The 20,823-nt window shown below is 72.2% G+C and carries 18 protein-coding genes and 2 tRNA genes; 13 read left to right on the top strand and 7 right to left on the bottom strand.

Translation table 11 applies throughout. The features are described from left to right. Positions 1 to 25: 25 nt before the first annotated feature. Positions 26 to 1,675, top strand: coding sequence for a long-chain fatty acid--CoA ligase (locus OG490_RS18195; RefSeq protein ID WP_330297348.1), 1,650 nt, complete (start codon positions 26 to 28; stop codon positions 1,673 to 1,675). 20 nt (positions 1,676 to 1,695) lie between these two features. Here OG490_RS18195 and OG490_RS18190 read toward each other — a convergent pair whose 3' ends face one another. The 3 genes from OG490_RS18190 to OG490_RS18180 form a co-directional block, all read right to left on the bottom strand. Beyond that, positions 1,696 to 2,274 carry an antibiotic biosynthesis monooxygenase gene (locus OG490_RS18190; protein ID WP_330297347.1) on the bottom strand — a complete coding sequence of 193 codons (579 nt, stop codon included), beginning with the start codon at positions 2,272 to 2,274 and terminating at the stop codon, positions 1,696 to 1,698. A gap of 13 nt (positions 2,275 to 2,287) precedes the next feature. Then, positions 2,288 to 5,785, bottom strand: a complete 3,498-nt coding sequence (locus OG490_RS18185) for a response regulator (RefSeq protein ID WP_330297346.1) — start codon at positions 5,783 to 5,785, stop codon at positions 2,288 to 2,290. Between the two features lie 119 nt (positions 5,786 to 5,904). After that, a complete protein-coding gene (locus OG490_RS18180; RefSeq protein WP_330297345.1) occupies positions 5,905 to 6,333 on the bottom strand; it encodes an SSI family serine proteinase inhibitor in 429 nt (142 codons plus the stop codon). Between the two features lie 250 nt (positions 6,334 to 6,583). Here OG490_RS18180 and OG490_RS18175 point away from each other — a divergent pair. From OG490_RS18175 to OG490_RS18165, 3 genes are all read left to right on the top strand, one after another. Next, positions 6,584 to 6,674, top strand: a tRNA-Ser gene (locus OG490_RS18175). A 265-nt stretch (positions 6,675 to 6,939) separates the two neighbouring features. Continuing rightward, positions 6,940 to 7,012 (top strand) — tRNA-Arg (locus tag OG490_RS18170). Positions 7,013 to 7,190: 178 nt separating this feature from the next. Continuing rightward, complete coding sequence (locus OG490_RS18165; protein ID WP_330297344.1) at positions 7,191 to 7,556, top strand: PH domain-containing protein; 366 nt, start codon at positions 7,191 to 7,193, stop codon at positions 7,554 to 7,556. Positions 7,557 to 7,617: 61 nt separating this feature from the next. On the opposite strand, the gene OG490_RS18160 is transcribed toward OG490_RS18165, so the two are convergent. Continuing rightward, a complete protein-coding gene (locus OG490_RS18160; RefSeq protein ID WP_330297343.1) occupies positions 7,618 to 8,577 on the bottom strand; it encodes an SMP-30/gluconolactonase/LRE family protein in 960 nt (319 codons plus the stop codon). 96 nt (positions 8,578 to 8,673) lie between these two features. On the opposite strand from OG490_RS18160, the gene OG490_RS18155 reads away from it, so the two are divergent. The 8 genes from OG490_RS18155 to OG490_RS18120 all read left to right on the top strand — a co-directional run bounded on the left by OG490_RS18155 (position 8,674) and on the right by OG490_RS18120 (position 17,260). Further along, a complete protein-coding gene (locus tag OG490_RS18155; RefSeq protein ID WP_330297342.1) occupies positions 8,674 to 9,108 on the top strand; it encodes an Lrp/AsnC family transcriptional regulator in 435 nt (144 codons plus the stop codon). Then, positions 9,105 to 9,998 (top strand): DUF2797 domain-containing protein, encoded by an 894-nt coding sequence (locus OG490_RS18150; RefSeq protein ID WP_330297341.1) that lies wholly within the window; start codon positions 9,105 to 9,107, stop codon positions 9,996 to 9,998. Before OG490_RS18155 ends, OG490_RS18150 begins: the two co-directional genes overlap by 4 nt. Before the next feature lie 157 nt (positions 9,999 to 10,155). Beyond that, the gene (locus OG490_RS18145) at positions 10,156 to 10,455 is read left to right on the top strand and encodes an antibiotic biosynthesis monooxygenase family protein (protein WP_330297340.1); all 300 of its coding nucleotides are present in this window, start codon (positions 10,156 to 10,158) and stop codon (positions 10,453 to 10,455) included. Next, positions 10,436 to 11,317 carry an amidohydrolase family protein gene (locus OG490_RS18140; protein ID WP_330297339.1) on the top strand — a complete coding sequence of 294 codons (882 nt, stop codon included), beginning with the start codon at positions 10,436 to 10,438 and terminating at the stop codon, positions 11,315 to 11,317. Before OG490_RS18145 ends, OG490_RS18140 begins: the two co-directional genes overlap by 20 nt. A 76-nt stretch (positions 11,318 to 11,393) precedes the next feature. Beyond that, on the top strand, positions 11,394 to 12,161 hold the full coding sequence (locus OG490_RS18135) for a response regulator transcription factor (RefSeq protein WP_330297338.1): 768 nt from the start codon (positions 11,394 to 11,396) through the stop codon (positions 12,159 to 12,161). Further along, the gene (locus tag OG490_RS18130; protein WP_330297337.1) at positions 12,161 to 13,786 is read left to right on the top strand and encodes a sensor histidine kinase; all 1,626 of its coding nucleotides are present in this window, start codon (positions 12,161 to 12,163) and stop codon (positions 13,784 to 13,786) included. Before OG490_RS18135 ends, OG490_RS18130 begins: the two co-directional genes overlap by 1 nt. A gap of 25 nt (positions 13,787 to 13,811) precedes the next feature. Further along, positions 13,812 to 15,086 carry a glycosyltransferase gene (locus OG490_RS18125; RefSeq protein WP_330297336.1) on the top strand — a complete coding sequence of 425 codons (1,275 nt, stop codon included), beginning with the start codon at positions 13,812 to 13,814 and terminating at the stop codon, positions 15,084 to 15,086. Then, positions 15,083 to 17,260 (top strand): ArnT family glycosyltransferase, encoded by a 2,178-nt coding sequence (locus tag OG490_RS18120; RefSeq protein ID WP_330297335.1) that lies wholly within the window; start codon positions 15,083 to 15,085, stop codon positions 17,258 to 17,260. Before OG490_RS18125 ends, OG490_RS18120 begins: the two co-directional genes overlap by 4 nt. Positions 17,261 to 17,397: 137 nt before the next feature. Here OG490_RS18120 and OG490_RS18115 read toward each other — a convergent pair whose 3' ends face one another. Both OG490_RS18115 and OG490_RS18110 read right to left on the bottom strand, forming a co-directional pair. Next, on the bottom strand, positions 17,398 to 19,035 hold the full coding sequence (locus OG490_RS18115; protein WP_330297334.1) for an MDR family MFS transporter: 1,638 nt from the start codon (positions 19,033 to 19,035) through the stop codon (positions 17,398 to 17,400). Between the two features lie 14 nt (positions 19,036 to 19,049). Beyond that, positions 19,050 to 19,514 carry a MarR family winged helix-turn-helix transcriptional regulator gene (locus OG490_RS18110; RefSeq protein WP_330297333.1) on the bottom strand — a complete coding sequence of 155 codons (465 nt, stop codon included), beginning with the start codon at positions 19,512 to 19,514 and terminating at the stop codon, positions 19,050 to 19,052. Between the two features lie 119 nt (positions 19,515 to 19,633). Here OG490_RS18110 and OG490_RS18105 point away from each other — a divergent pair, with 119 nt between their 5' ends. Beyond that, positions 19,634 to 19,876: a hypothetical protein gene (locus OG490_RS18105; protein ID WP_330297332.1), complete on the top strand. Its 243-nt coding sequence runs from the start codon at positions 19,634 to 19,636 to the stop codon at positions 19,874 to 19,876. Between the two features lie 70 nt (positions 19,877 to 19,946). Here the strand turns inward: OG490_RS18105 and OG490_RS18100 are convergent, their stop codons facing one another. Continuing rightward, positions 19,947 to 20,744: a hypothetical protein gene (locus tag OG490_RS18100; RefSeq protein WP_330297331.1), complete on the bottom strand. Its 798-nt coding sequence runs from the start codon at positions 20,742 to 20,744 to the stop codon at positions 19,947 to 19,949. Positions 20,745 to 20,823 lie beyond the last annotated feature (79 nt).

Genomic DNA, 20,823 nt, shown 5'->3' with positions numbered 1-20,823 from the left:
CCGCAGCGCTCACCGGGAGGACGCTTTGCTGAGCACGATGCAGGACGTACCACTCCTCGTCACCCGCATACTCCAGCACGGGATGACGATCCACGGGAAGTCCCAGGTCACGACCTGGACCGGGGAGGCCGAGCCGCACCGACGCAGCTTCGCCGAGATCGGAATCCGTGCCACTCGCCTGGCCAATGCCCTGCGCGATGAGCTCGGAGTCCAGCAGGACGACCGCGTCGCGACCCTCATGTGGAACAACGCCGAGCACGTGGAGGCGTACTTCGCGATCCCCTCGATGGGGGCCGTCCTGCACACGCTGAACCTGCGGCTCCCTCCCGAGCAGCTGGTCTTCATCGTCAACCACGCCGTCGACCGGGTCGTCCTGGTCAACGGCACCCTGCTGCCGCTGCTCGCGCCGCTCCTGCCGCACCTGCCGACCGTGGAGCACGTCGTCGTCACGGGTGTCGGCGACCGCTCCGTGTTGGAGGGCCTCGACGTGCGCGTGCACGAGTACGAGGAGCTCCTGGCGGGCCGCCCGGACACCTACGCCTGGCCCGAGCTGGACGAGCGCCAGGCCGCGGCCATGTGCTACACCTCCGGCACCACCGGGGACCCCAAGGGCGTCATCTACTCGCACCGGTCGATCTACCTGCACTCGATGCAGGTCAACATGACCGAGTCGATGGGACTGACCGACCGCGACACCACCCTCATCGTGGTTCCGCAGTTCCACGTCAACGCCTGGGGTCTGCCGCACGCCACCTTCATGACCGGCATCAACATGCTGATGCCGGACCGCTTCCTGCAGCCCGCCCCGCTCGCCGACATGATCGAGCGCGAGAAGCCCACGCACGCCGCGGCCGTCCCCACGCTCTGGCAGGGGCTGCTCGCCGAGGTCACCGCCAACCCGCGCGACCTGACTTCGATGAAGCAGGTCACCATCGGCGGCGCGGCCTGTCCGCCTTCCCTGATGGAGGCCTACGACAAGCTGGGCGTCCGGGTCTGCCACGCCTGGGGCATGACCGAGACCTCCCCGCTGGGCACCATGGCCCACCCGCCGGCCGGCCTGACCGCCGAGCAGGAGTGGCCCTACCGGATCACGCAGGGCCGCTTCCCGGCTGGTGTCGAGGCCCGTCTGGTGGGCCCCGGCGGCGACGTCCTGCCCTGGGACGGCGAGTCGGCGGGCGAGCTGGAGGTCCGCGGCACCTGGATCGCGGGCGCCTACTACGGCGGTGCGTCTGGTGAACCGTTGCGGCCCGAGGACAAGTTCAGCGCGGACGGTTGGCTCAAGACCGGTGATGTCGGAGTGATCAGCTCCGACGGCTACCTCACCCTCACCGACCGGGCCAAGGACGTCATCAAGTCCGGCGGCGAGTGGATTTCCAGCGTGGAGCTGGAGAACGCGCTGATGGCCCACCCCGAGGTCGCCGAGGCGGCGGTCGTCGCCGTCCCCGACGAGAAGTGGGACGAGCGTCCGCTGGCCACCGTCGTCCTGAAGGAGGGGGCCACCGTGGACTACGCGGGGCTGCGCGCCTTCCTCGGCCAGTCGATCGCCAAGTGGCAGCTGCCCGAGCGCTGGGCGTTCATCGAGGCGGTGCCGAAGACGAGCGTCGGCAAGTTCGACAAGAAGGTGATCCGCAAGCAGTACGCGGAGGGCGAGCTCGACGTCACCAAGCTCGACTGAGCCCCGCCCCCGGTCGGGGGCTACTGACCCCGCGTGAGCCATGGCCGCAGCAGCTTGCTGACGGCGGGCATGGCCACGTAGGTCATCAGTGAGCTGAAGACGACGGTGAAGGCGGCCGTCCGCAGCACGATGTGCAGATCCACCAGCAACGGGCCGAGCAGCAGGTTGCCCGCGAGCGAGATCGGGAAGATGGCCAGCCCCGAGCTGATCGCCATCTTCCACCGCGGTGGCGCGGGCCGGGCCGTACCCGGCTTCGCGAACCAGGTCTCCATGCCGTGCAGTTCGCGCCGGGCTATCTCGGTGTGGTGGTGACCCAGGCAGTTCGAGAACCACGCGGCGCGCTCGGCGGAGTCCTGCCACCGCTGGAAGGCCGCCTGGTTGCGGAAGCGGTGCACCAGGAACCAGGGCCCACCCTCCACGGCCGGGCGGAACAGCCCGTACCCGAGGTGGTCGGGGAAGGCCGCGGCCGTCTCCAGGATCCCGTGGGCCCAGGCCTCGAAGTTCTCCTCGTGGCCCGGGTCCACCTGCCGGGCTATGAGCAGGCTGACCTCCCCGTTGTCGGCGGGGACGGTCTGCTCGCTCGTGTCGATGATGGCCATGCGGCCAGGATGACTAGTTGGTGCCGATCTTGGCCAGTAGGTCCACGATGCGGCCCTGCACGTCCGCCGTGGTGGACCGCTCGGCGAGGAAGAGCACGCTCTCGCCCGAGGCCAGCCGCGGCAGTTCGGCCGGGTCGATCCCGGTGGCCGTGTAGACGACCAGCGGGGTGTGGTTCAGCTGCCCGTTGGCGCGCAGCCAGTCCACGATCCCGGCCCGGCGGCGGCGCACCTGCATCAAGTCCATCACCACCAGGTTGGGCCGCATCCGCGTGGCCAGTTCCACGGCGTCCGTATCGGCGTCGGCCCGCGCGACCTGCATGCCGCGCCGCTCCAGGGCGGCGGTCAGCGCGGTGGCGATCTCGTCGTGCTCCTCGATCAGCAGCACCCGGGAGGGGTGCTGCTCGCTGTCGCGGGGCGCGAGCGCCTTGAGCAGCACGGCCGGATCGGCGCCGTACGCGGCTTCGCGCGTGGCGTGCCCCAGCCCGGCCGTGACCAGTACGGGAACCTCGGCGGCCACCGCGGCCTGGCGCAGCGACTGGAGGGCGGTCCGGGTGATCGGCCCGGTCAGCGGGTCGACGAACAGCGCGGCGGGGAACGCGGCGATCTGAGCGTCCACCTCCTCGCGGGAGTGCACGATCACCGGACGGTAGCCGCGGTCGCTGAGCGCCTGCTGCGTCTGCACATCGGGGGCGGGCCAGACGAGGAGCCGTCGCGGGTTGTCCAGCGGCTCGGGGGGCAGTTCGTCGTCCACGGGGCGCGGCACGGGCCGGTTGACCACCTCGACGGCGCCACCGGGGCCGTCCAGCGGCTCGGGACCCTCGTCGGAACCGGCCTCGGGGGCTCCTATGGCGAAGGCACGGCCCTGGGGCGCGGGCTCCGCGAGCCGACGTCGGCGGCCGGAGCCGTTCGTGTCGGTCGAGAGACCCTGGCCGAGGGTGCCCAGCGCACGGACGCTGATCGGGTTTCCGGAGGCTTCCGCCGGGGTGTCCTGCGGCTGTCGGGCTCCGGGCACGGCGATCTGCCCGGCCTCGGCCTCGTCCTCGGGGGCGGTACGGGCCGCCGGCACCGGCCAGGCCGGGGTGGCCGGCAGTGCACGGCGCCGCCCGGTCGGATGCGTCTCGGGGTCTACGGGGCCCTGCGCGCCCGTGTCCGGCTGCCCGGCGGGGGCCGCGGGCTCGGCAAGGGGCGCACCCAGCACCCGGCGTCCACGACGCCCACCCGGGGCTTCGCCCTCGGCCTCGGCGGGAGCGGGGCGGGAGCCGGCCATGGCGGGGGCCTGCGGGGGCTCCGGGGCCGAGGCCGCGGACGGGCCGGCGGGCAGCGCGAAACCGCCCTCGGGGGCGATGGGCCGAGCGGCAGCCGGAGCGACCGGGGAGCCCGGAGAGGCAGGGGGCGCGATCGAGGGCGAGGCCGAGGGTGCGGGCGTCGGGCGGAGCCCGGTCGCCGGCACCGGACCACCGGGCTGCTGCGCTCCCGCGGGGCCCAGGGCACGCCGCCGCCCGGCGGGATGCTCGGTCAGCGGGACGGGGGCCAGCGGAACCGGGGGCACCGGCATGGGACCCACCGGCATCGGCGGGAGCGCGGGCACGGAGGTGCCCTGCGGGGGTACGGGCCGCGCGGGGCCGCCGTCGCCCTGGCCGCCGCTGCCCTCGTCGTTGCCGCCGTCGCCGTTCTGGCCGCGGCGCCGCCCGGTCCCGGTGTTGCCTCCGGTGCCGCTCGCGCCACCGCCCAGGCCCGCCGGGTTCACCGGGGACTGAGCGAGCTCGGCGGGAGCGCCGTCGCCCGGCCGGGCCTCGCCGCCCCGGCGCCGCCCGGACGGCAGCGCGAGTGCGCTCCCGCCACCGGCTGCGGCCGCCTGGCCCACGGCCTTGGGCCGGTCTCCGGCGGCGTCCGGACGCGTACCCGCGCCCGTACCGGTGGAGGCGTCGGAATCGGCATCGTCGAGGAAGGAGTCCACGCCGCGCCGGGCGCGGCGGCCACCTGAGATCTTGGCGGGACCGCCCTCGGCCCCGGGCTCCTGCGCGGCGGGCTCCTCGGGCTCGGGGAGGGTGACCATCCCAGCCCCTGCGCCCAGCGGAAGCTCCAGCACGTACGCCCCGCCGGGCGCGCCCGGCACCTCCACCGTCTGCAGCACACCACCGTGCGCGGCCACGATGCCCCGTACGACCGGCTCGTGCACCGGGTTGCCGCCCTCGTACGGGCCGCGCACCTCGATCCGTACGACTTCGCCGCGCTGCGCGGCGGCCACGACGATCGTCGAGTCCATGTAGCCGCTGCCCTGGCGGGTCTTGCCCGTGGCGTCCACCCCGGCGACGTCCGCGATCAGGTGCGCGAGGGCGGTCGCGATCCGCTCCGCGTCCACCTCGGCCTCGATGGTCGGGGCGTGCACGGCGAACTGGGCCCGCCCGGGGCCGATCAGCTCGGTGGCGCCGTCGACGCCGGCCGCGACGACCCCGTCGATCAGCACCTTCTTCTTGGAGAGCCGGTCCGTGCCCGCGTCGAGGCGCTGGAAGCCGAGCACGTTGTCGACCAACGTGGTCATCCGGGAGTAGCCGGCGGCCAGGTGGTGCAGGAGCTGGTTGGCCTCGGGCCACAGCTGTCCCGCGTCGTCGGCGGCCAGCGTGGCCAGCTCCCCGCGCAGTTCCTCCAGGGGGCCGCGCAGGGAGTCGCCGAGGACCGCCAGCAACTGGGCGTGGCGCGCGGCCAGCGCGTCGTAGGAGCGCCGGTCTGTGAAGGTCATGACGGCGCCGACGAGCTGCTCCCCGTCCCGTACGGGGGAGGTGGTCAGGTCCACGGCGACCGGCTGGCCGGTCTTGTTCCACAGCACCTGGCCGCGTACCCGGTGCTTGCGCCCGCTGCGCAGCGTGTCGGCGAGCGGGGACTCCTCGAAGGGGAACGGCGAGCCGTCGGCGCGCGAGTGCTGCACCAGCCCGTGCAGCTCGCGGTTGCCGAGGTCGGTGGCGCGGTAGCCGAGGATCTGGGCCGCGGCCGGATTGACCAGGACGACCCGTCCGTCGGTGTCCGTGCCGACGACGCCCTCGGCGGCGGCCCGCAGGATCATCTCGGTCTGGCGCTGGGAGCGGGCCAGCTCGGCCTCGGTGTCCACGGTCTGCGAGAGGTCCCGTACGACGAGCATCAGCAGCTCGTCGCCGGTGTACGAAGGCTGCGGCTCGCGGTAGGCGTCACGGCCGTCCAGATGGGCGGCGGTGACCTCCACGGGGAACTCGCTGCCGTCGGTTCGGCGCGCGACCATCCGCTTTGGACGGGCACGGCCGCCCTCGTCCTCGCCGGGCCGGCGCATGGAGCCGGGGATCAGCTTGGAGTCGAACTCGGGCAGGAGGTCGAGCACGCCGCGGCCGACGAGCCCGGTACCGGGGCTCTCCATGACCTCGAGGGCGATCGAATTCGCGTTGACGACCGTGCCGTTGGCGTTGACGAGCAACAGCGCGTCCGGAAGAGCGTCGAGTATTGCTGCGAGGCGAGCAGCGCCTCGGGATGGCCTGCTGCTCACGACGAGCTTCCTCCCTGACCACAACTACCGGCATGTCACGGGAGGAGTCTAAGGGCACGGGCCGCCGGTGAGAGGGCTGATGTGCCGTGGATCCCGCTTGACCGCCACATCCTCCCAGGTCAGGAACGCCCACGCGGAAGCACAGGTTCCAACTCGTTCCAACGGCTGATCTCACATCCGTTCGTCCGGCGGAACTGGGAGTCCACTTTGCGGCCGTGCCAGGTTCCGGTGATCCGGGCGGTGGCGGGGCCGCCGTTCTGCATGGTGCAGAGCTGCCGTTTGGCCTCGGGGGCGAAGGGGTCCTTCCCCTCGCGTGCGAGGTCTTCGAGGCGGGCGCAGGCCTCTTCGGCCTGGGGGTGGTTCCCGGCGACCGGGTTGCACTCCAGCCGGTACTGGCCGTCCGCCCGGGGGTTGCCGGTGTCGGCGACGGAGATGGTGAGCCGGTCGGGGGCCGCCAGCAGCCGCCCGAGAGGTGGCAGCGGGGGCAGTGGGCCCACCGCCGCGGCGGCCAGGGCGGAGGTGACGGCGAAAGCGGCGAGACGCAGCATGGGGCACTCCAGGTCGTCCGTACGTCGTACGGCTGACCAACGACGGTCGGGCCCCGACGTTCTGCCCGGAGAAGGCGGGGGAAGCGGACTCGCCGAGAAGGTGCACGGAGAAGGCGCACGGATAAGGCGCACGAAGGGGGCTTAAGGCTTTGCCCTTCGGGCCGCCCTCCTTGTACCGTGGGACCGGATTGGTGACGGGCCCCTGGCCTGTGTCATCATCTGCACGCACCTTCGTACGCGAGGGTGTGCTGGAGGCGTCGCCTAGTCCGGTCTATGGCGCCGCACTGCTAATGCGGTTTGGGGCTTACCCCCCATCGAGGGTTCAAATCCCTCCGCCTCCGCACTTCACGAAGCCCCGGTCCTTGCGGACCGGGGCTTCGGTGCTTTCCGGGTCCGGGCGCGGTCTTCCGGTCCGGTGCCCGGATCAGGGGCCGACGCAGGGCGTTCCGGCCTGGCCGGGGCGCATCACGCACCCAAGCGGATGATCTTCTTCCAGCCCGTTTCTGCAGGTCAGAGCGGGTGGGGCTAATGGATTTCGCGTCCCGGCGAGGTCCATGTATTGTTGTTCTCGCAAGGCCAACGGGGCGCAAAACCCCGGCCAGCCAAGCACTCGTAGCTTAACGGATAGAGCATCTGACTACGGATCAGAAGGTTGCAGGTTCGAATCCTGCCGAGTGCACAGCCCAAGAGGCCCCCCGGTTCACCGGGGGGCCTCTTGCGTTTCCCCTCCTCCTTGCGGATGAGAGCTGGCTCGGGAGAGCTACGGGGTGAGATGGCTCTGTCGGGGGACGCGGGGTGGTGAGGGGTCCGGATACGGTTCTTGGAGATCGATTCACCAGGCAAGCGGGGGGACTCTCATGGGACTGTTTGGAAACGCGCACGCTGTGGACCCGGCGTCGGCGCACCGTGAGTACGCGCGGCTACTCGGGCAGGGGGAGCAGGTGCACGCGGCGTATCTGCTGATCCGCGACACGATCCTGTTCACCGACCGGCGGCTCGTGCTCATCGACAAGCAGGGGCTCACGGGGAAGAAGGTGGAGTACCACTCCATCCCGTACCGGAGCATCACGCACTTCTCGGTGGAGACCGCCGGCCACTTCGATCTGGACGCGGAGCTGAAGATATGGCTCTCCGGCAGCTCGGCGCCGATATCCAAGACCTTCACCAAGGGCGTCGACATCTACGAGGTCCAGGCCATCCTGACGCAGTTCGTCGCCCGGTAGGCCTGATCGGTGGGTTGTGCCGCGCGGGGGAAAACTGCCCGCCACGGCACAGTCCGCAGGCTCAGCGGGTTTCCGGGTCCAGCCAGGGCCTGCGGCCCGGTCCGGTCGGGTGGGTGCCGGTGACGCCCATGACCACCGAATAGAGGCTGGTCTCCGCCGTGATGAAGAGGCGGTTGCGCTTGGCGCCGCCCCAGGTGATGTTGGCGACCGTCTCGGGGATGTTGAGCCGTCCGATCAGGGTGCCGTCGGGGTCGTAGCAGTGGACTCCGTCGTCCATGGCGGCCGCCCAGAGCCGGCCGCCCTCGTCGAAGCGGAGGTTGTCGAAGCGCGCGGCTTCGCGGTCCCCTGTCCGGGCGAAGACCTCGCCGTCGGAGAGTGTGCCGTCATCGCGTACGTCGAAGACCCGGATGGCGCCCTCCCGGGTGTCGGAGACGAAGAGCCGCGTCTCGTCGTTCGAGAAGACGAGGCCGTTCGGGGCGCCGAAGCAGTCGGCGACCAGGCGTACTTCACCGGTGGCGGGGTCGATGCGGTAGACGTTGTTGGAGCCGATCTCGCTCTGTGCGCGATGGCCCTCGTAGTCGCTGGTGATGCCGAAGTCCGGGTCGGAGAACCAGATGGAGCCGTCGGACCTGACGGCCGCGTCGTTCGGGCTGTTGAGCCGCTTGCCCTGCCAGCGGTCGGCGAGCACGGTGACGGTGCCGTCGTGCTCGGTCCGGGTGACCCGGCGGTTGCCCTGCTCGCAGGTGATCAGGCGGGCCTCGCGGTCGAGGGTGTTGCCGTTGGTGTGTCCGGCGGAGCGGCGGAAGACGCTGACGGTGCCGGTCTCCTCGTCCCAGCGAAGCATCCGGTCGTTGGGGATGTCGCTCCAGATCAACTGCCGCCAGGCGGGGAGGTAGACGGGCCCCTCGGCCCAGCGGCAGCCGGTGTAAAGAACCTCCAGGCTGTCGTCACCGTTCATGCACCGACCGGTGCGGAAGCGGTCGTCGAGCATCTCGTACAGCGCGGGGCGCTTGCTGGCCATGCGGACTCTCCCCCTTGGTTCTGAATCTGATTCGGTCTGGAGTGAAGATTGGAAGATCAGATACTGTTGAGGCAAGGGTAATTCGAATGGAGAGTCGTGGATCACATTGATCGGGCCCTGCTGGCACAACTCCAGCAGGAGGCCACCCAGTCCTACGCCGCGCTGGGTGAGGCCGTGGGCCTCTCCGCCGGGGCGGCTCATGAACGGGTCCGCAAACTGCGCGAGCGCGGGGTCATCCGGCGGACGACGATCGAGGTGGATCCGGCGGCGGTCGGCCGCGGGGTGCTCGCCTACGTGATGGTCGACTCCACCGCCTGGATGGGTGACTCGCGGGCCGCCTTCGAAGCCATCGCCGAGATCCAGGAGGCGCACGTGATCGCCGGCAGCGCCTCCGTCATGGTCAAGGTCAGAACGGCCACCACCGATCAGCTGCAGGACGTGCTGCGCCGCCTCTACGCCATCGACGGAGTGAGCGGGACACAGGCCACCGTCGTCCTGGAGACCTTCTTCGAGCGGCCGCTCCCGCTGTGACCTGGTGGTGCACCGGGATCCGGTGGATCGACGGCCGGCCCGCCATCGGCTGGTACGGGCAGGGGCCGGGGCGGGGGGAGCGGAACAGCCCCCTCGTGTACGGGCAGCAGCTCGCCTTCGCCGCGCGCGGTGAGCGCCGGTGCCTCGGCGTCCGGCGGGCCGGGCGGCGGACGCCGTGTCCGACGGCGCGGACCGTGCCGGGCCCGGCCGGGAACGCGCAGTGCCCCGAGTGCGCCCGGCTGGACCGGTCGTTCTCGGTGGCGGCGGACACCAACGCCGCCGATCCGCGCACCTACCGGGTGTACCTCGCCTGGTTCGGGCCGGGCCTGGTCAAGGTCGGGATCACCGCCGAGGAGCGGGGATCCGCCCGACTGCTGGAGCAGGGAGCGGTGACCTGGGCCTGGCTGGGTCGCGGACCGCTGATGGCCACCCGGCGCACGGAGGAGCTGCTCCGGGCCGCCCTCGGGGTGCCCGACCGGATCGCCTACGCCCGCAAGCGGGCCGTCCGGGGCCACCTGCCGCCGGGCCCGGAGAGGGCGGCGGAGGTCGCCGCCCTGCACGCGCGCGCCGCCGCGCTGGAGGGGTGGCCCGAGTCGCTGGAGCGGGTGGAGTGCGAAGTGGCCGATCACGTGGAGGCGTTCGGGATCGCCGCGCTGCCCGCACCCGCCCGGGCGGTCACCGAGATGGTGCCCGGCGGGACCGTCTCCGGGCGGCTCGTCGGTGCGGCCGGACCCGATCTGCACTTCGCCGACGGGCTGGTCGTGGACACCCGGCTGCTCGCGGGCTGGGAGTTGACGGCTCCCGGGGAGACAAGCGCCACCGACGTGCCCGTGGCCGGGATCCCGCCGGTCGCACCGGCCGTGCCCGCCGAGCAGGACGGGTTGTTCTGAGGAGGCCGGACCACCTCCGCGGGCTTCGGTTCCAAGGTCAAAACTTGGATCCCTTTGGGCTCCGGCGCCGGTTTGCGGTGGACATGCCGGGGCCGGTCCGCAGAGGGTGGTGGACATGACCATCCAGCCTGTGCGGGCGTTCGAACCGCCTTATGTCATGAGCGTTTTCACGAGCGTGCGGACCGCTGACGACAGCGGATACCCCGAGACCCTCGACCGGATGAACGAGCTGGTCGCCACCAACCCCGGCTTCCTGGGCTACGAGTCGGCGCGCACCCCCGGCGGACTCGGCATCACGGTCGGCTACTTCCGCGACCACGAGTCCCTCGGCGCCTGGCGCCGGGACCTGGAGCACCAGGCGGCCATGCGGCAGGGCCGCTCCGACTGGTATGAGAGCTACACCCTGCACGTCGCGACCGTAGAGCGGAGCCACGGTTTTGTCCGTGACGACAGCTGAGGCCGTCCGCGCCTTCCGGGAGCGGCTCGGGGTGCCCGGACTGGTCGACGTACACACCCACTTCATGCCCGAGCGGGTCCTGGACAAGGTCTGGGACTACTTCGACGCGGTCGGTCCGCTGACCGGCGTCGAGTGGCCCATCACCTACCGGCACGAGGAGGAGCAGCGGGTGGCGCTGCTGCGGGAGTTCGGGGTCCGGGCCTTCACCTCCATGCTCTACCCGCACAAGCCGGCCATGGCCGCCTGGCTCAACTCCTGGTCCGCGGAGTTCGCCGCCCGCACCCCCGACTGCCTGCACACGGCCACCTTCTTCCCGGAGGAGGGAGTGACGGCGTACGTCCGCCAGGCCGTCGAGGCGGGGGCCCGGATCTTCAAGGCGCACCTCCAGGTGGGCGGCTACGACCCCACCGACGACCGGCTCGACCCGGTCTGGGGGCTGCTGGCCGAAGCGGGGATCCCGATCGTGATCCACTGCGGTTCGGGGCCCGTGCCCGGCAAGTACACCGGACCCGAGCCGATCGCCCGGCTGCTGGCCCGGCACCCCCGGCTGCCACTGGTCATCGCGCACATGGGGATGCCCGAGTACGCAGACTTCCTCGACCTCGCCGACCGGTACACCGAGGTCCGTCTCGACACGACCATGGCCTTCACCGACTTCTCCGAGCAGTTCAGCGGGTTCCCGCCGCAGGACCGGGGCCGGCTCGCGGACCTCGGCGGGCGGATCCTGCTGGGCACCGACTTCCCGAACATCCCCTACCCCTACGAGCACCAGCTCTTCGCCCTCGAACGGCTCGGGCTCGGGGACGACTGGCTGCGTGCCGTCTGCCACGACAACGGCGCCGGGCTCTTCGGCCTGGTCTGAGACGCGCGAGGGGTTTCTCAGGCAATTCACAGGTTCAGGCAAGAACGTTTTCAGGGGCGCCGGACAGCGTGTACGCATGACTGCGACGACCACCTCCCACGCGTCCACGTCCACCAGCAACCCCACGGCTCTCGTCCGGCCCGACGGCCGCCCGTGCCGGGTCCTCGTCGTGGACGACGAGGCCGCCCTGTCCGAACTGCTCTCCATGGCCCTGCGCTACGAGGGTTGCGATGTACGCAGCGCGGGCGACGGGGCGAGCGCGGTGCGCGCGGCACGGGAGTTCAGGCCGGACGTGGTCCTCCTCGACATCATGCTTCCCGACATGGACGGGCTGGCCGTCCTCGGCCGGCTGCGCCGGGAGCTCCCCCACGTGCCGGTGCTCTTCCTGACCGCGAAGGACTCGGTCGAGGACCGTATCGCGGGCCTCACGGCGGGCGGCGACGACTACGTCACCAAGCCGTTCAGCCTGGAAGAGGTCGTGGCCCGGCTGCGCGGCCTGGTGCGCCGCTCCGGCGCGGCGCAGGCCGCGCGCGGCGGCTCGGTCCTGGAGGTGGGCGACCTGCGCCTGGACGAGGACAGCCACGAGGTGACCCGGGACGGTCAGGAAGTCCACCTGACCGCGACCGAGTTCGAGCTGCTGCGCTACCTGATGCGCAACCCGCGCCGGGTGCTGAGCAAGGCGCAGATCCTGGACCGCGTGTGGTCGTACGACTTCGGGGGCCAGGCCAACGTCGTCGAGCTGTACATCTCCTACCTGCGGCGCAAGCTGGAGAGCGGCACCGGCCGGCCGCCGATGATCCACACCCGGCGCGGCGCCGGCTACCTGATCAAGCCGGCCGAGTAATGGCCCTCCGGCTGCCCCGGCTGCCCCGGCTGCCCCGATGGCTCGGACCGCGCGGGAACGGCCGTCGGCCCTGGTCCCTGCGGACCCGGCTGGTCGTTTCGGCGGTGGCCCTGATCGCCGTCGTCGGCGCGGCCATCAGCACCATCACCACCCTCGCCCTGCGCTCGTACCTGGTCGACAAGGTGGACGAACAGCTCAGCGTCTCCGTGGAGATGGCCGGCCGCCCCAACGCGGGCAAGCTCAACCGCGAGGGCGGCCTCGGCCTGGTCCTGGCGCCCGGCTCCCCGCTGAACACGGTCGGGATCCGCCTCGATCCCTCGGGGAAGGTCATCGGCAGTGCCCGCAGTGACCGTAGCGCCGCCGTCGGCGGAGCCGGGATCGACAGCCATCCGATCCTGAGCGATTCCCAGATCTCGGTTCTCGCGGAGGTCGCACGCAAGGCGGCCCACGGCCGATCCGGCCCGGTGGAACTGCACCTGCCCGAGCTCGGCGGCTACCGCGTGCTGGCCTCGCCCGACGGGAACCTCGTGCTCGGCTTCCCGCTCACCGAGGTCGACTCCACCGTGAGCACCCTGATCGCGGTGGAGGTCTGCGTGACCCTCGCCGGGCTGATCGCGGCCTCCCTCGCCGGGCAGGCCCTGGTCGGCGTCGCCCTGCGCCCGCTGCGCCGGGTGGCCGCCACCGCCACCAGGGTCTCCGAACTCCCCCTGCACAGCGGCGAGCCCGCCCTCCACGAACGGGTCCCCGACGCGGAGGCCGATCCCCGTACCGAGGTCGGGCAGGTCGGCGCTGCCATCAACCGGATGCTGGGCCACGTCTCCTCCGCCCTCACCGCCCGCCAGCAGAGCGAGACCCAGGTCCGGCAGTTCGTCGCCGACGCCAGCCATGAGCTGCGCACCCCGCTCGCCTCGATCCGCGGCTACGCCGAACTGACCCGCCGGGGTCGGGAGGAGCCCGGTCCCGACACCCGGCACGCCCTCGGCCGGATCGAGTCCGAAGCCACCCGGATGACCGGCCTGGTCGAGGACCTGCTGCTGCTGGCCCGGCTCGACGCGGGCCGCCCGCTGTCCACCGGCGACACGGACCTGGCTCCGCTCGTCGTGGACGCCGTCAGCGATGCCCGTGCCGCCGGACCCGACCACCACTGGCGCTTGGAACTGCCCGACGAGCCCGCCCCCGTGCACGGCGACCCGGCGCGGATCCAGCAGGTCCTGGTGAACCTGCTGGCCAACGCCCGTACCCACACCCCGCCCGGGACGACCGTCACGGCGCGTGTTTCACGTGAAACATCCCTCGGCGAGCCATCCACCGTTTCACGTGAAACATCCACCATCCGGCTCCGGATCGAGGACGACGGCCCCGGTATCCCGCCCGCCCTGCTGCCCCACGTCTTCGAGCGGTTCGCCCGCGGAGATGCCTCCCGCTCGCGGTCGGCGGGCTCCACCGGCCTGGGACTTGCCATCGTCCAGGCCGTGGTCTCGGCCCACGGCGGCCGGGTCGAGGTCCGCAGCACCCCGGGCCACACCTGTTTCGAGGTCACCCTCCCGCTGGCCCCCGGCGCCCCTGTCTCCGCCCCCGCGGCCACCGACTCACAGACGGAGCACAGGGTCAGCACACAGGGGTGACAGCCCCGGCCGAGAAGGTCGGGGCATGGCAATCGACACCTCTCCCGGAGCCCTCCCGGTGCGGGCGCCCCTCGCACCCGTGCCGGGTGAGCCCGTCCTCGACGTGGTGATCCCGGTCTTCAACGAGGAGAAGGATCTCGGGCCCTGCGTGCGCAGGCTGCACGAGCACCTCACCCGGACCTTCCCGTACCCCTTCCGCATCACGATCGCCGACAACGCCAGCACCGACCGGACCCCCGAGGTCGCGGCGTGGCTCGCCGCCTCGGTCGCCGGGGTGCGCAGCACCCGGCTGGAGGAGAAGGGCCGCGGGCGCGCGCTGCGGACCGTGTGGGGGGACTCCGAGGCACCCGTGCTCGCGTACATGGACGTGGACCTCTCCACCGACCTCAACGCACTGCTGCCGCTGGTCGCCCCGTTGATCTCCGGCCACTCCGACCTCGCCATCGGCACCCGGCTGGCCCCCTCCTCACGGGTGGTCCGGGGAGCGAAGCGCGAGTTCATCTCCCGGGCCTACAACCTGCTCCTGCGCTCCTCGCTCTCGGCCCGCTTCAGCGACGCCCAGTGCGGGTTCAAGGCCATCCGCCGGGAGGTCGCCGAGCGGCTGCTGCCGCTGGTCGAGGACTCCGGCTGGTTCTTCGACACGGAGCTGCTGGTCCTCGCCGAGCGGGCCGGACTGCGGATCCACGAGGTGCCGGTGGACTGGGTGGACGACCCCGATTCCACCGTCCACATCGCCCGCACCGCCGCCGAGGACCTCAAGGGGGTCTGGCGGGTGGGCCGCGCGCTGGCCGTCGGGGCGCTGCCGCTGGACCGGCTCGCCCGCCCCTTCGGCGACGACCCGCGCGATCGCACCGCCCTGCCCGGGGTGCCGCGCGGGCTGGCCCGCCAACTGCTGGGGTTCTGCGTGGTCGGGGTGCTGTCCACCCTGCTCTACCTGCTGCTCTACTCCGCCGCCCGGACCGTCGCGGGACCCCAGCTCGCCAACGCGGCCGCGCTCCTGCTCTCCGCCGTCGCCAACACCGCCGCCAACCGTCGCCTCACCTTCGGGGTGCGGGGCCGGGACCGGGCCGTGCGCCACCAGGCCCAGGGGCTCGTGGTGTTCGCCATCGGGCTCGCCCTGACCAGCGGGTCGCTCGCCGCGCTCGCGGCCGCGGGCGGCCGGCCGCCCCACAGCACCGAACTGGCCGTCCTGGTCACCGCCAACCTCGCCGCCACCGTGCTGCGCTTCCTGCTCTTCCGCGCCTGGGTGTTCCCCGAACGGCGCGCCACTCCCGCCCACACGAAGGACACCCTGCGATGACCACGGCAGCACTGCCGCTCCACCCGCCCGCACCGCCGCTGGCGGCGGCCCGGACGGACATCTCCCGGCCCCGCTGGGAACGCCCGGCCTTCGCCGTCCTGCTGCTCGCCACGGCGGTCCTGCTGCTGTGGGACCTCGGAGCCTCCGGCTACGCCAACTCCTTCTACTCCGCCGCCGCCCAGGCGGGCAGCGAGAGCTGGAAGGCCTTCTTCTTCGGCTCCTCCGACGCGGGCAACTCCATCACCGTGGACAAGCCCCCGGCCGCCCTGTGGCCGATGATGCTGTCCGTCCGGCTCTTCGGGCTCGGCGCGTGGCAGATCCTCGTGCCCCAGGCTCTGATGGGCGTCGGCACCACCGCCGTGCTCTACGCCTCCGTACGCCGCCAGTTCGGTCCGGCGGCCGCACTGATCAGCGGCGCCGTCTTCGCGCTCACGCCCGTCGCCGCGCTGATGTTCCGCTTCAACAACCCCGACGCGCTGCTGACCCTGCTGATGACGGTCACCGTGTACTGCGTGCTGCGGGCCCTCGACGGGGCGCACACCAAGTGGCTCGTCTGGGCCGGGGTCGCGGTCGGCTTCGCCTTCCTGACCAAGACCCTGCAAGCCTTCGTCATCCTGCCGCCGCTCGCCCTGCTCTACGCGGTCTGCGCGCCGACCCGGCTGCGCAGGCGACTCGGGCAGCTGGCGCTGTCCGGGCTCGCGATGGTGGTGGCCGGCGGCTGGTGGGTGGCCATCGTCGAACTGTGGCCCGCGGCCTCCCGCCCGTACATCGGCGGCTCGCAGAACAACTCCTTCCTGGAGCTCACCCTCGGCTACAACGGCCTCGGCCGGATCAACGGCGAGGAGACCGGCAGCGTCGGCGGTGGCGGCGCGCGCGCCGGTGGCGGCGGTGGCGGGGGCATGAGCTGGGGTGAGACCGGCATCGACCGGCTGTTCTCCTCCAACATCGGCGGCCAGATCTCCTGGCTGCTGCCCGCCGCCCTGATCCTGCTCGTCGCGGGCCTCGTGGTGACCTGGCGGGCCCGCCGGGCCACCGACTCGCTGGAGGGCATGGCCCGCGCGGCCTTCCTCGCCTGGGGCGGTGCGCTGCTGATCACCGGGCTGGTCTTCAGCTACATGCAGGGCATCTTCCACGAGTACTACACCGTCGCCCTGGCCCCCTACGTGGCCGCGCTCATCGGCATGGGCATAGCCGTCCTGTGGGAGGAGCGGGGCGGCCGGGCCGCCTCCCTGACCCTGGCCGGAACCCTCGCGGTCACGGCGTACTGGGCGTTCGTGCTGCTCGGGCGCTCCACCGGATACGTGTCCTGGCTGCGCTGGGCCGTGCTCGTCGCCGGACTCGGCACGGCGCTCGTCCTGCCCTTCGCGGCGCGGCTGGGCAAGCGCGCCGCACTCGGTGTGGCGGCCGTCGCCCTGGGGACGGCGCTGGCCGGACCCCTCGCGTACTGCCTGACCACGGTGACCACCGCGCACACGGGGTCGATCGTGACAGCGGGTCCGGCGGTCGCCGGCGGCCGCGGCGGTCCGGGCGGGATGCGCGGCTTCGGGCCGGGAGGCGAAGGCCAGCAGGGCATGCCGCCGCAGGGCATGCCCCAGGGCGGCGGCGCCCCGAACGGCCAGGTTCCCGGCGGCCAGGCCCAGAACGGCCAGGCCCCCGGCGCCGCGGGCAACCGGCCCACCGGCAGCGCCCGCTCCGAGCGGTTCGGCGGCGGCCCCGGCGGGATGGGCGGCGGCATGGGCGGTCTGCTCGGCGGGACGAAGACCAGCGCCGAGGCGAAGGCCGCGCTGCGCGTTGACGCGGACAAGTACACCTGGGCGGCGGCGGCCGTCGGTTCGCAGAACGCGGCGAGCTACCAGCTGGCCTCGGGCGAACCGGTGATGGCGATCGGCGGCTTCAACGGCAGCGACCCGTCCCCGACCCTGGCGCAGTTCAAGGAGTACGTGAAGGCGGGGAAGATCCACTGGTTCATCGGCGGCGGCACCGAAGCCAGCGGCCGGGGCGTCGGCACGGGAGCCGGAGCCGGCGAGACCGGGACCGCGGCCCGTGGCGCAGGCGGGCCCGGCGGGGGCACCAGCAGCGCCATCCAGACCTGGATCCAGGCCAACTTCAAGGCCTCCACGGTCGGCGGAGCCACCTTCTACGACCTCACGTCGCCCACTTCCGGAACCTCGTGACCACCAGGGCGCCGAACCCGACGGGACCCCTGGAATGGACCGGTCGGCCGGGCCGCCCGGGGAGGGCTGGCCCGGCCGGCTCCGGTCGTTGGCCCGGGGCTACCGGGGGGCTGCTCGTGGCCCCGTAGGCCCGTCGGCTACTGCGCCGGGGTTGCCGCCGGGGTCGGCTCCGGGGTGGAGGAGGCGGCCGCCGGGGCGTGGCCCACCGGCTTCGACTTCAGGGCGACCTCCTTGATGAACACCACGAGCACCAGCGCGAGGAGCGCGGTGGGGGCGGCGTAGAGGAAGACGTCGCCGACTCCGTGCCCGTACGCGGACTCGATGACCGCGCGGAACGGCGGGGGCAGCTTGTCGAGGTCGGGGATCCCGCCCCCGCCGGTGCCGCCGTGGCCCATGGCCGCGGCCTTCGGGCCGAGGGCGGTCAGGCCGTCCTGGACGTAGTGGGTGACCCGGTTGGCCATGACCGCGCCGAGCGCGGAGACGCCCATCGCGCCGCCGAGGGAGCGGAAGAAGGTGACGACGGAGCTGGCGGCACCCAGGTCCTCGGGGGCCACCTGGTTCTGGGCGGCGAGGACCAGGTTCTGCATCATCATGCCGAGACCGAGGCCGGTCAGGACCATGAAGACCGCGATGTGCCAGTACTCGGTGTCGGAGCGCAGGGTGCCCAGCAGGCCGAGTCCGGCCGTCAGGAGCACGCCGCCGGAGACGAGCCAGGCCTTCCACTTACCGGTCTTGGTGATCACCTGACCGGAAACCGTGGAGGAGACGAAGAGACCGCCGATCATCGGAATCGTGAGGATTCCGGACATCGTCGGGGACTCACCCCGGGCCAACTGGAAGAACTGGCTGAAAAACACGGTGCCCGAGAACATCGCGATGCCGACGAAGAGCGAGGCGCCCGAGGCGAGGCTGATGGTCTTGTTGCGGAAGAGGCGCAGCGGAATGATCGGGTCGCTCGCCCTGGACTCGACCAGGAGGAAGAGCAGGCCGAGGACGAGGGCGCCGCCGGTCATCGCCGCGGTCTGCCAGGAGATCCAGTCGTACGAGGTGCCGGCCTGCGTCACCCAGATCAGCAGGGACGAGACGGCGCCGCTGATCAGGAAGGCGCCCAGCCAGTCGACCTTGACCTCGCGGCGCACGACGGGCAGGTGCAGGGTGCGCTGGAGGACGATCAGCGCGATGATCGCGAAGGGGACGCCGACGTAGAAGCACCAGCGCCAGCCGAGCCAGCTGGTGTCGGTGATGACCCCGCCGAGCAGCGGTCCGCCGACGGTGGCGACGGCGAAGACCGCGCCGAGGTAGCCGCTGTAGCGGCCGCGCTCGCGCGGGGAGATCATCGCGGCCATCACGATCTGGGCGAGGGCGGAGAGACCGCCGACGCCGATGCCCTGGACCACGCGGCAGGCGATGAGCATCCCGGTGTTCTGGGACATGCCCGCGACCATCGAGCCGAGGACGTAGATCACCAGGGATATCTGGACCAGCAGCTTCTTGCTGAAGAGGTCGGAGAGCTTGCCCCACAGCGGGGTCGCCGCCGTCATCGAGAGCAGGGCCGCGGTGACCACCCAGGTGTACGAGGACTGGGTGCCGCCGAGGTCGCTGATGATCTGGGGCAGGGCGTTGGAGACGATCGTGGAGGACAGGATCGCCACGAACATGCCGAGCATCAGCCCGGAGAGTGCCTTCATGATCTGCGCGTGGGTCATGGGCGCGCTGTCGGACGTGCCATCCGACCGGCCGCCTCCCCGCACACCGGTGGGTGTGGTCGTGGCCATGTTTTTCCTTCTGTCTAGCTGTCTAGAAGCGCGAAGCTCGACCGGAGCCGGGCCAGCAGGGCGTTGAGGTGGTCGATGTCCGCTTCGGTCCAGGCGGACAGGGCCCGCTCCAGCGCTCCGGTGTGGCGGGCGCCGAGCTCGGTGAGGAGCGCGCGGCCGGCCGGGGTGAGGCGCAGGATCCGGCAGCGGGCGTCGCCGGGGTCGGTGTCGCGGGTGATCCAGTGGTGCGCCGCCGCGTGGGCGACGTGGCGGCTGGTCACGGAGATGTCGAGGGCCATGAGTTCGGTGAGGCGGCTGAGCCGCATTTCGCCGTGGCGGTCGAGCACGGTGAGGACGGCCGCGGAGCCGGGCGGGCAGTCGGGGGGCAGGAGCCGGGCGAGGTCGCGGGTGACGGCGCCGGTGCCGGTGAGCTGTCGGGCCAGTTCCGCGTAGCGGGTGGTGGGTGTGGCTGGTGCGGCGGTAGTGGTCGGTGCGCTCACCGGGCGGCCCCCCTTGATGTCGTTGCTTCGGGCAACCATAGAAGCAGATGGTTGTTACAGGCAAATGAATCGGGGGGTGGGGCGGTAAAGGAATGGGAAAACCCGCTAGGGTCCTGCGCATGGCTGCGAATCACAACTCGAACCACAACTCACAGGCCCCCGAGGGTGACTACGACCCCGCGGGCAGCACCCAGATGTTCCGGGCGTTCGTCGACGAGCCGGTACCGGCGCCCGCCGTGCCGGGGTCGCGGATGCAGAACCGCGCGGCGCGCAAGACGGGACCGGGCGTCGGGGTGTGGGCGGCCGTCGCCATCGGCGCGGTGCTCCTGATCGGCGTGGTGGCCTGGCTCGCGCTGGGCTGAGACAGGCCGGGCAGGGCCGCGGCCGAGCAGGGCAGGGCGCGGCCGAGCAGGGTCGGGCGGCGCCGGAGTGCTAGCTCCAGGTGGCCGTGACCTTCTGGGTCTCCACCCGCATGCCCAGGGGGACGCGCCAGGACTCGACGCAGACCGTGTAGGTCTGCGTCTTCGTCGTGTTCGCGGCGATCGGGGCCGGCAGGGGCTGCGTCGAGGTGATCGTGGCCCAGTCGACGCCCAGGGCGCCGATGATGTGCGTCGCGAAGCCGACCGTGCCCGAACGGGCAGCGGTGCCCCCGGTGTTGGTGAACGACACGGTGACCTGTTCGCACCAGCGGTCCGCCGCGGCGGTACGGGTCGGCGCGCCGACGCTCAGCTTCGCCGCCGTGGCCGGAGCGGGAGGCGGCGCCGGGCTGCTGCCGCCGCCGGTGCCGGGCTTGGTCGGAGTGCCGGTGCCGGAGCCGCCGCCGGTGCCCGATCCAGTGCCGGGGCCGGGGCTGGTGGTGGATCCGGGTGTGCCGCTCCCGTTGGTGGGAGGGATCGCACCGGGTGTGGTGCCGGGCCGGTTGTCGGAGCCGCCGGGGGTGTCGGTCGTGGCTCCGCCCGGGGCGGAGCCGCCGGGGGGCTCGGACCCCGGAGTACCGGTCGACGTACTGCTGGAGGATGCGGTGGATCCGGGCGTCGCCGGCGGGAGGGGCTGGAACTCCACCCGGCCCTGCGGCGCGACGTTCTCGCCCGCGCCCCGCTCGGGGACCGCGGCCGCCGCGCCCACGGCCACGTAGCCTTCGCGCGCCGGGCCGCCGCAGCCGGTGAGGGCGGCGGCGGCAGCCGTGCAGCACAGGGTGAGGAGGGCGGCTGACCGCGATGCCTTTCGCATCCGGGCAGTTTTGCTGACGCCTCGTCAATTGTGAAGCGGGTGCGGGAGATTGTCCCCGGCCGCACAGGTCGGCCGGGGG

Source organism: Streptomyces sp. NBC_00503, from assembly GCF_036346895.1.
Lineage (GTDB): Bacteria > Actinomycetota > Actinomycetes > Streptomycetales > Streptomycetaceae > Streptomyces.
The sequence above is the reverse complement of the archived record's forward strand: the minus strand, read 5'-3'. Positions and strand labels throughout refer to the sequence as shown.

Coding starts and splice junctions, on each gene's coding strand:
- OG490_RS18190 (WP_330297347.1), bottom strand. CDS start 2,274: ATGGCCATCATCGACACGAGCGAGCAGACCGTCCCCGCCGACAACGGG.
- OG490_RS18180 (WP_330297345.1), bottom strand. CDS start 6,333: ATGCTGCGTCTCGCCGCTTTCGCCGTCACCTCCGCCCTGGCCGCCGCG.
- OG490_RS18165 (WP_330297344.1), top strand. CDS start 7,191: ATGGGACTGTTTGGAAACGCGCACGCTGTGGACCCGGCGTCGGCGCAC.
- OG490_RS18160 (WP_330297343.1), bottom strand. CDS start 8,577: ATGGCCAGCAAGCGCCCCGCGCTGTACGAGATGCTCGACGACCGCTTC.
- OG490_RS18145 (WP_330297340.1), top strand. CDS start 10,156: ATGAGCGTTTTCACGAGCGTGCGGACCGCTGACGACAGCGGATACCCC.
- OG490_RS18135 (WP_330297338.1), top strand. CDS start 11,394: ATGACTGCGACGACCACCTCCCACGCGTCCACGTCCACCAGCAACCCC.
- OG490_RS18130 (WP_330297337.1), top strand. CDS start 12,161: ATGGCCCTCCGGCTGCCCCGGCTGCCCCGGCTGCCCCGATGGCTCGGA.
- OG490_RS18125 (WP_330297336.1), top strand. CDS start 13,812: ATGGCAATCGACACCTCTCCCGGAGCCCTCCCGGTGCGGGCGCCCCTC.
- OG490_RS18120 (WP_330297335.1), top strand. CDS start 15,083: ATGACCACGGCAGCACTGCCGCTCCACCCGCCCGCACCGCCGCTGGCG.
- OG490_RS18115 (WP_330297334.1), bottom strand. CDS start 19,035: ATGGCCACGACCACACCCACCGGTGTGCGGGGAGGCGGCCGGTCGGAT.
- OG490_RS18105 (WP_330297332.1), top strand. CDS start 19,634: ATGGCTGCGAATCACAACTCGAACCACAACTCACAGGCCCCCGAGGGT.
- OG490_RS18100 (WP_330297331.1), bottom strand. CDS start 20,744: ATGCGAAAGGCATCGCGGTCAGCCGCCCTCCTCACCCTGTGCTGCACG.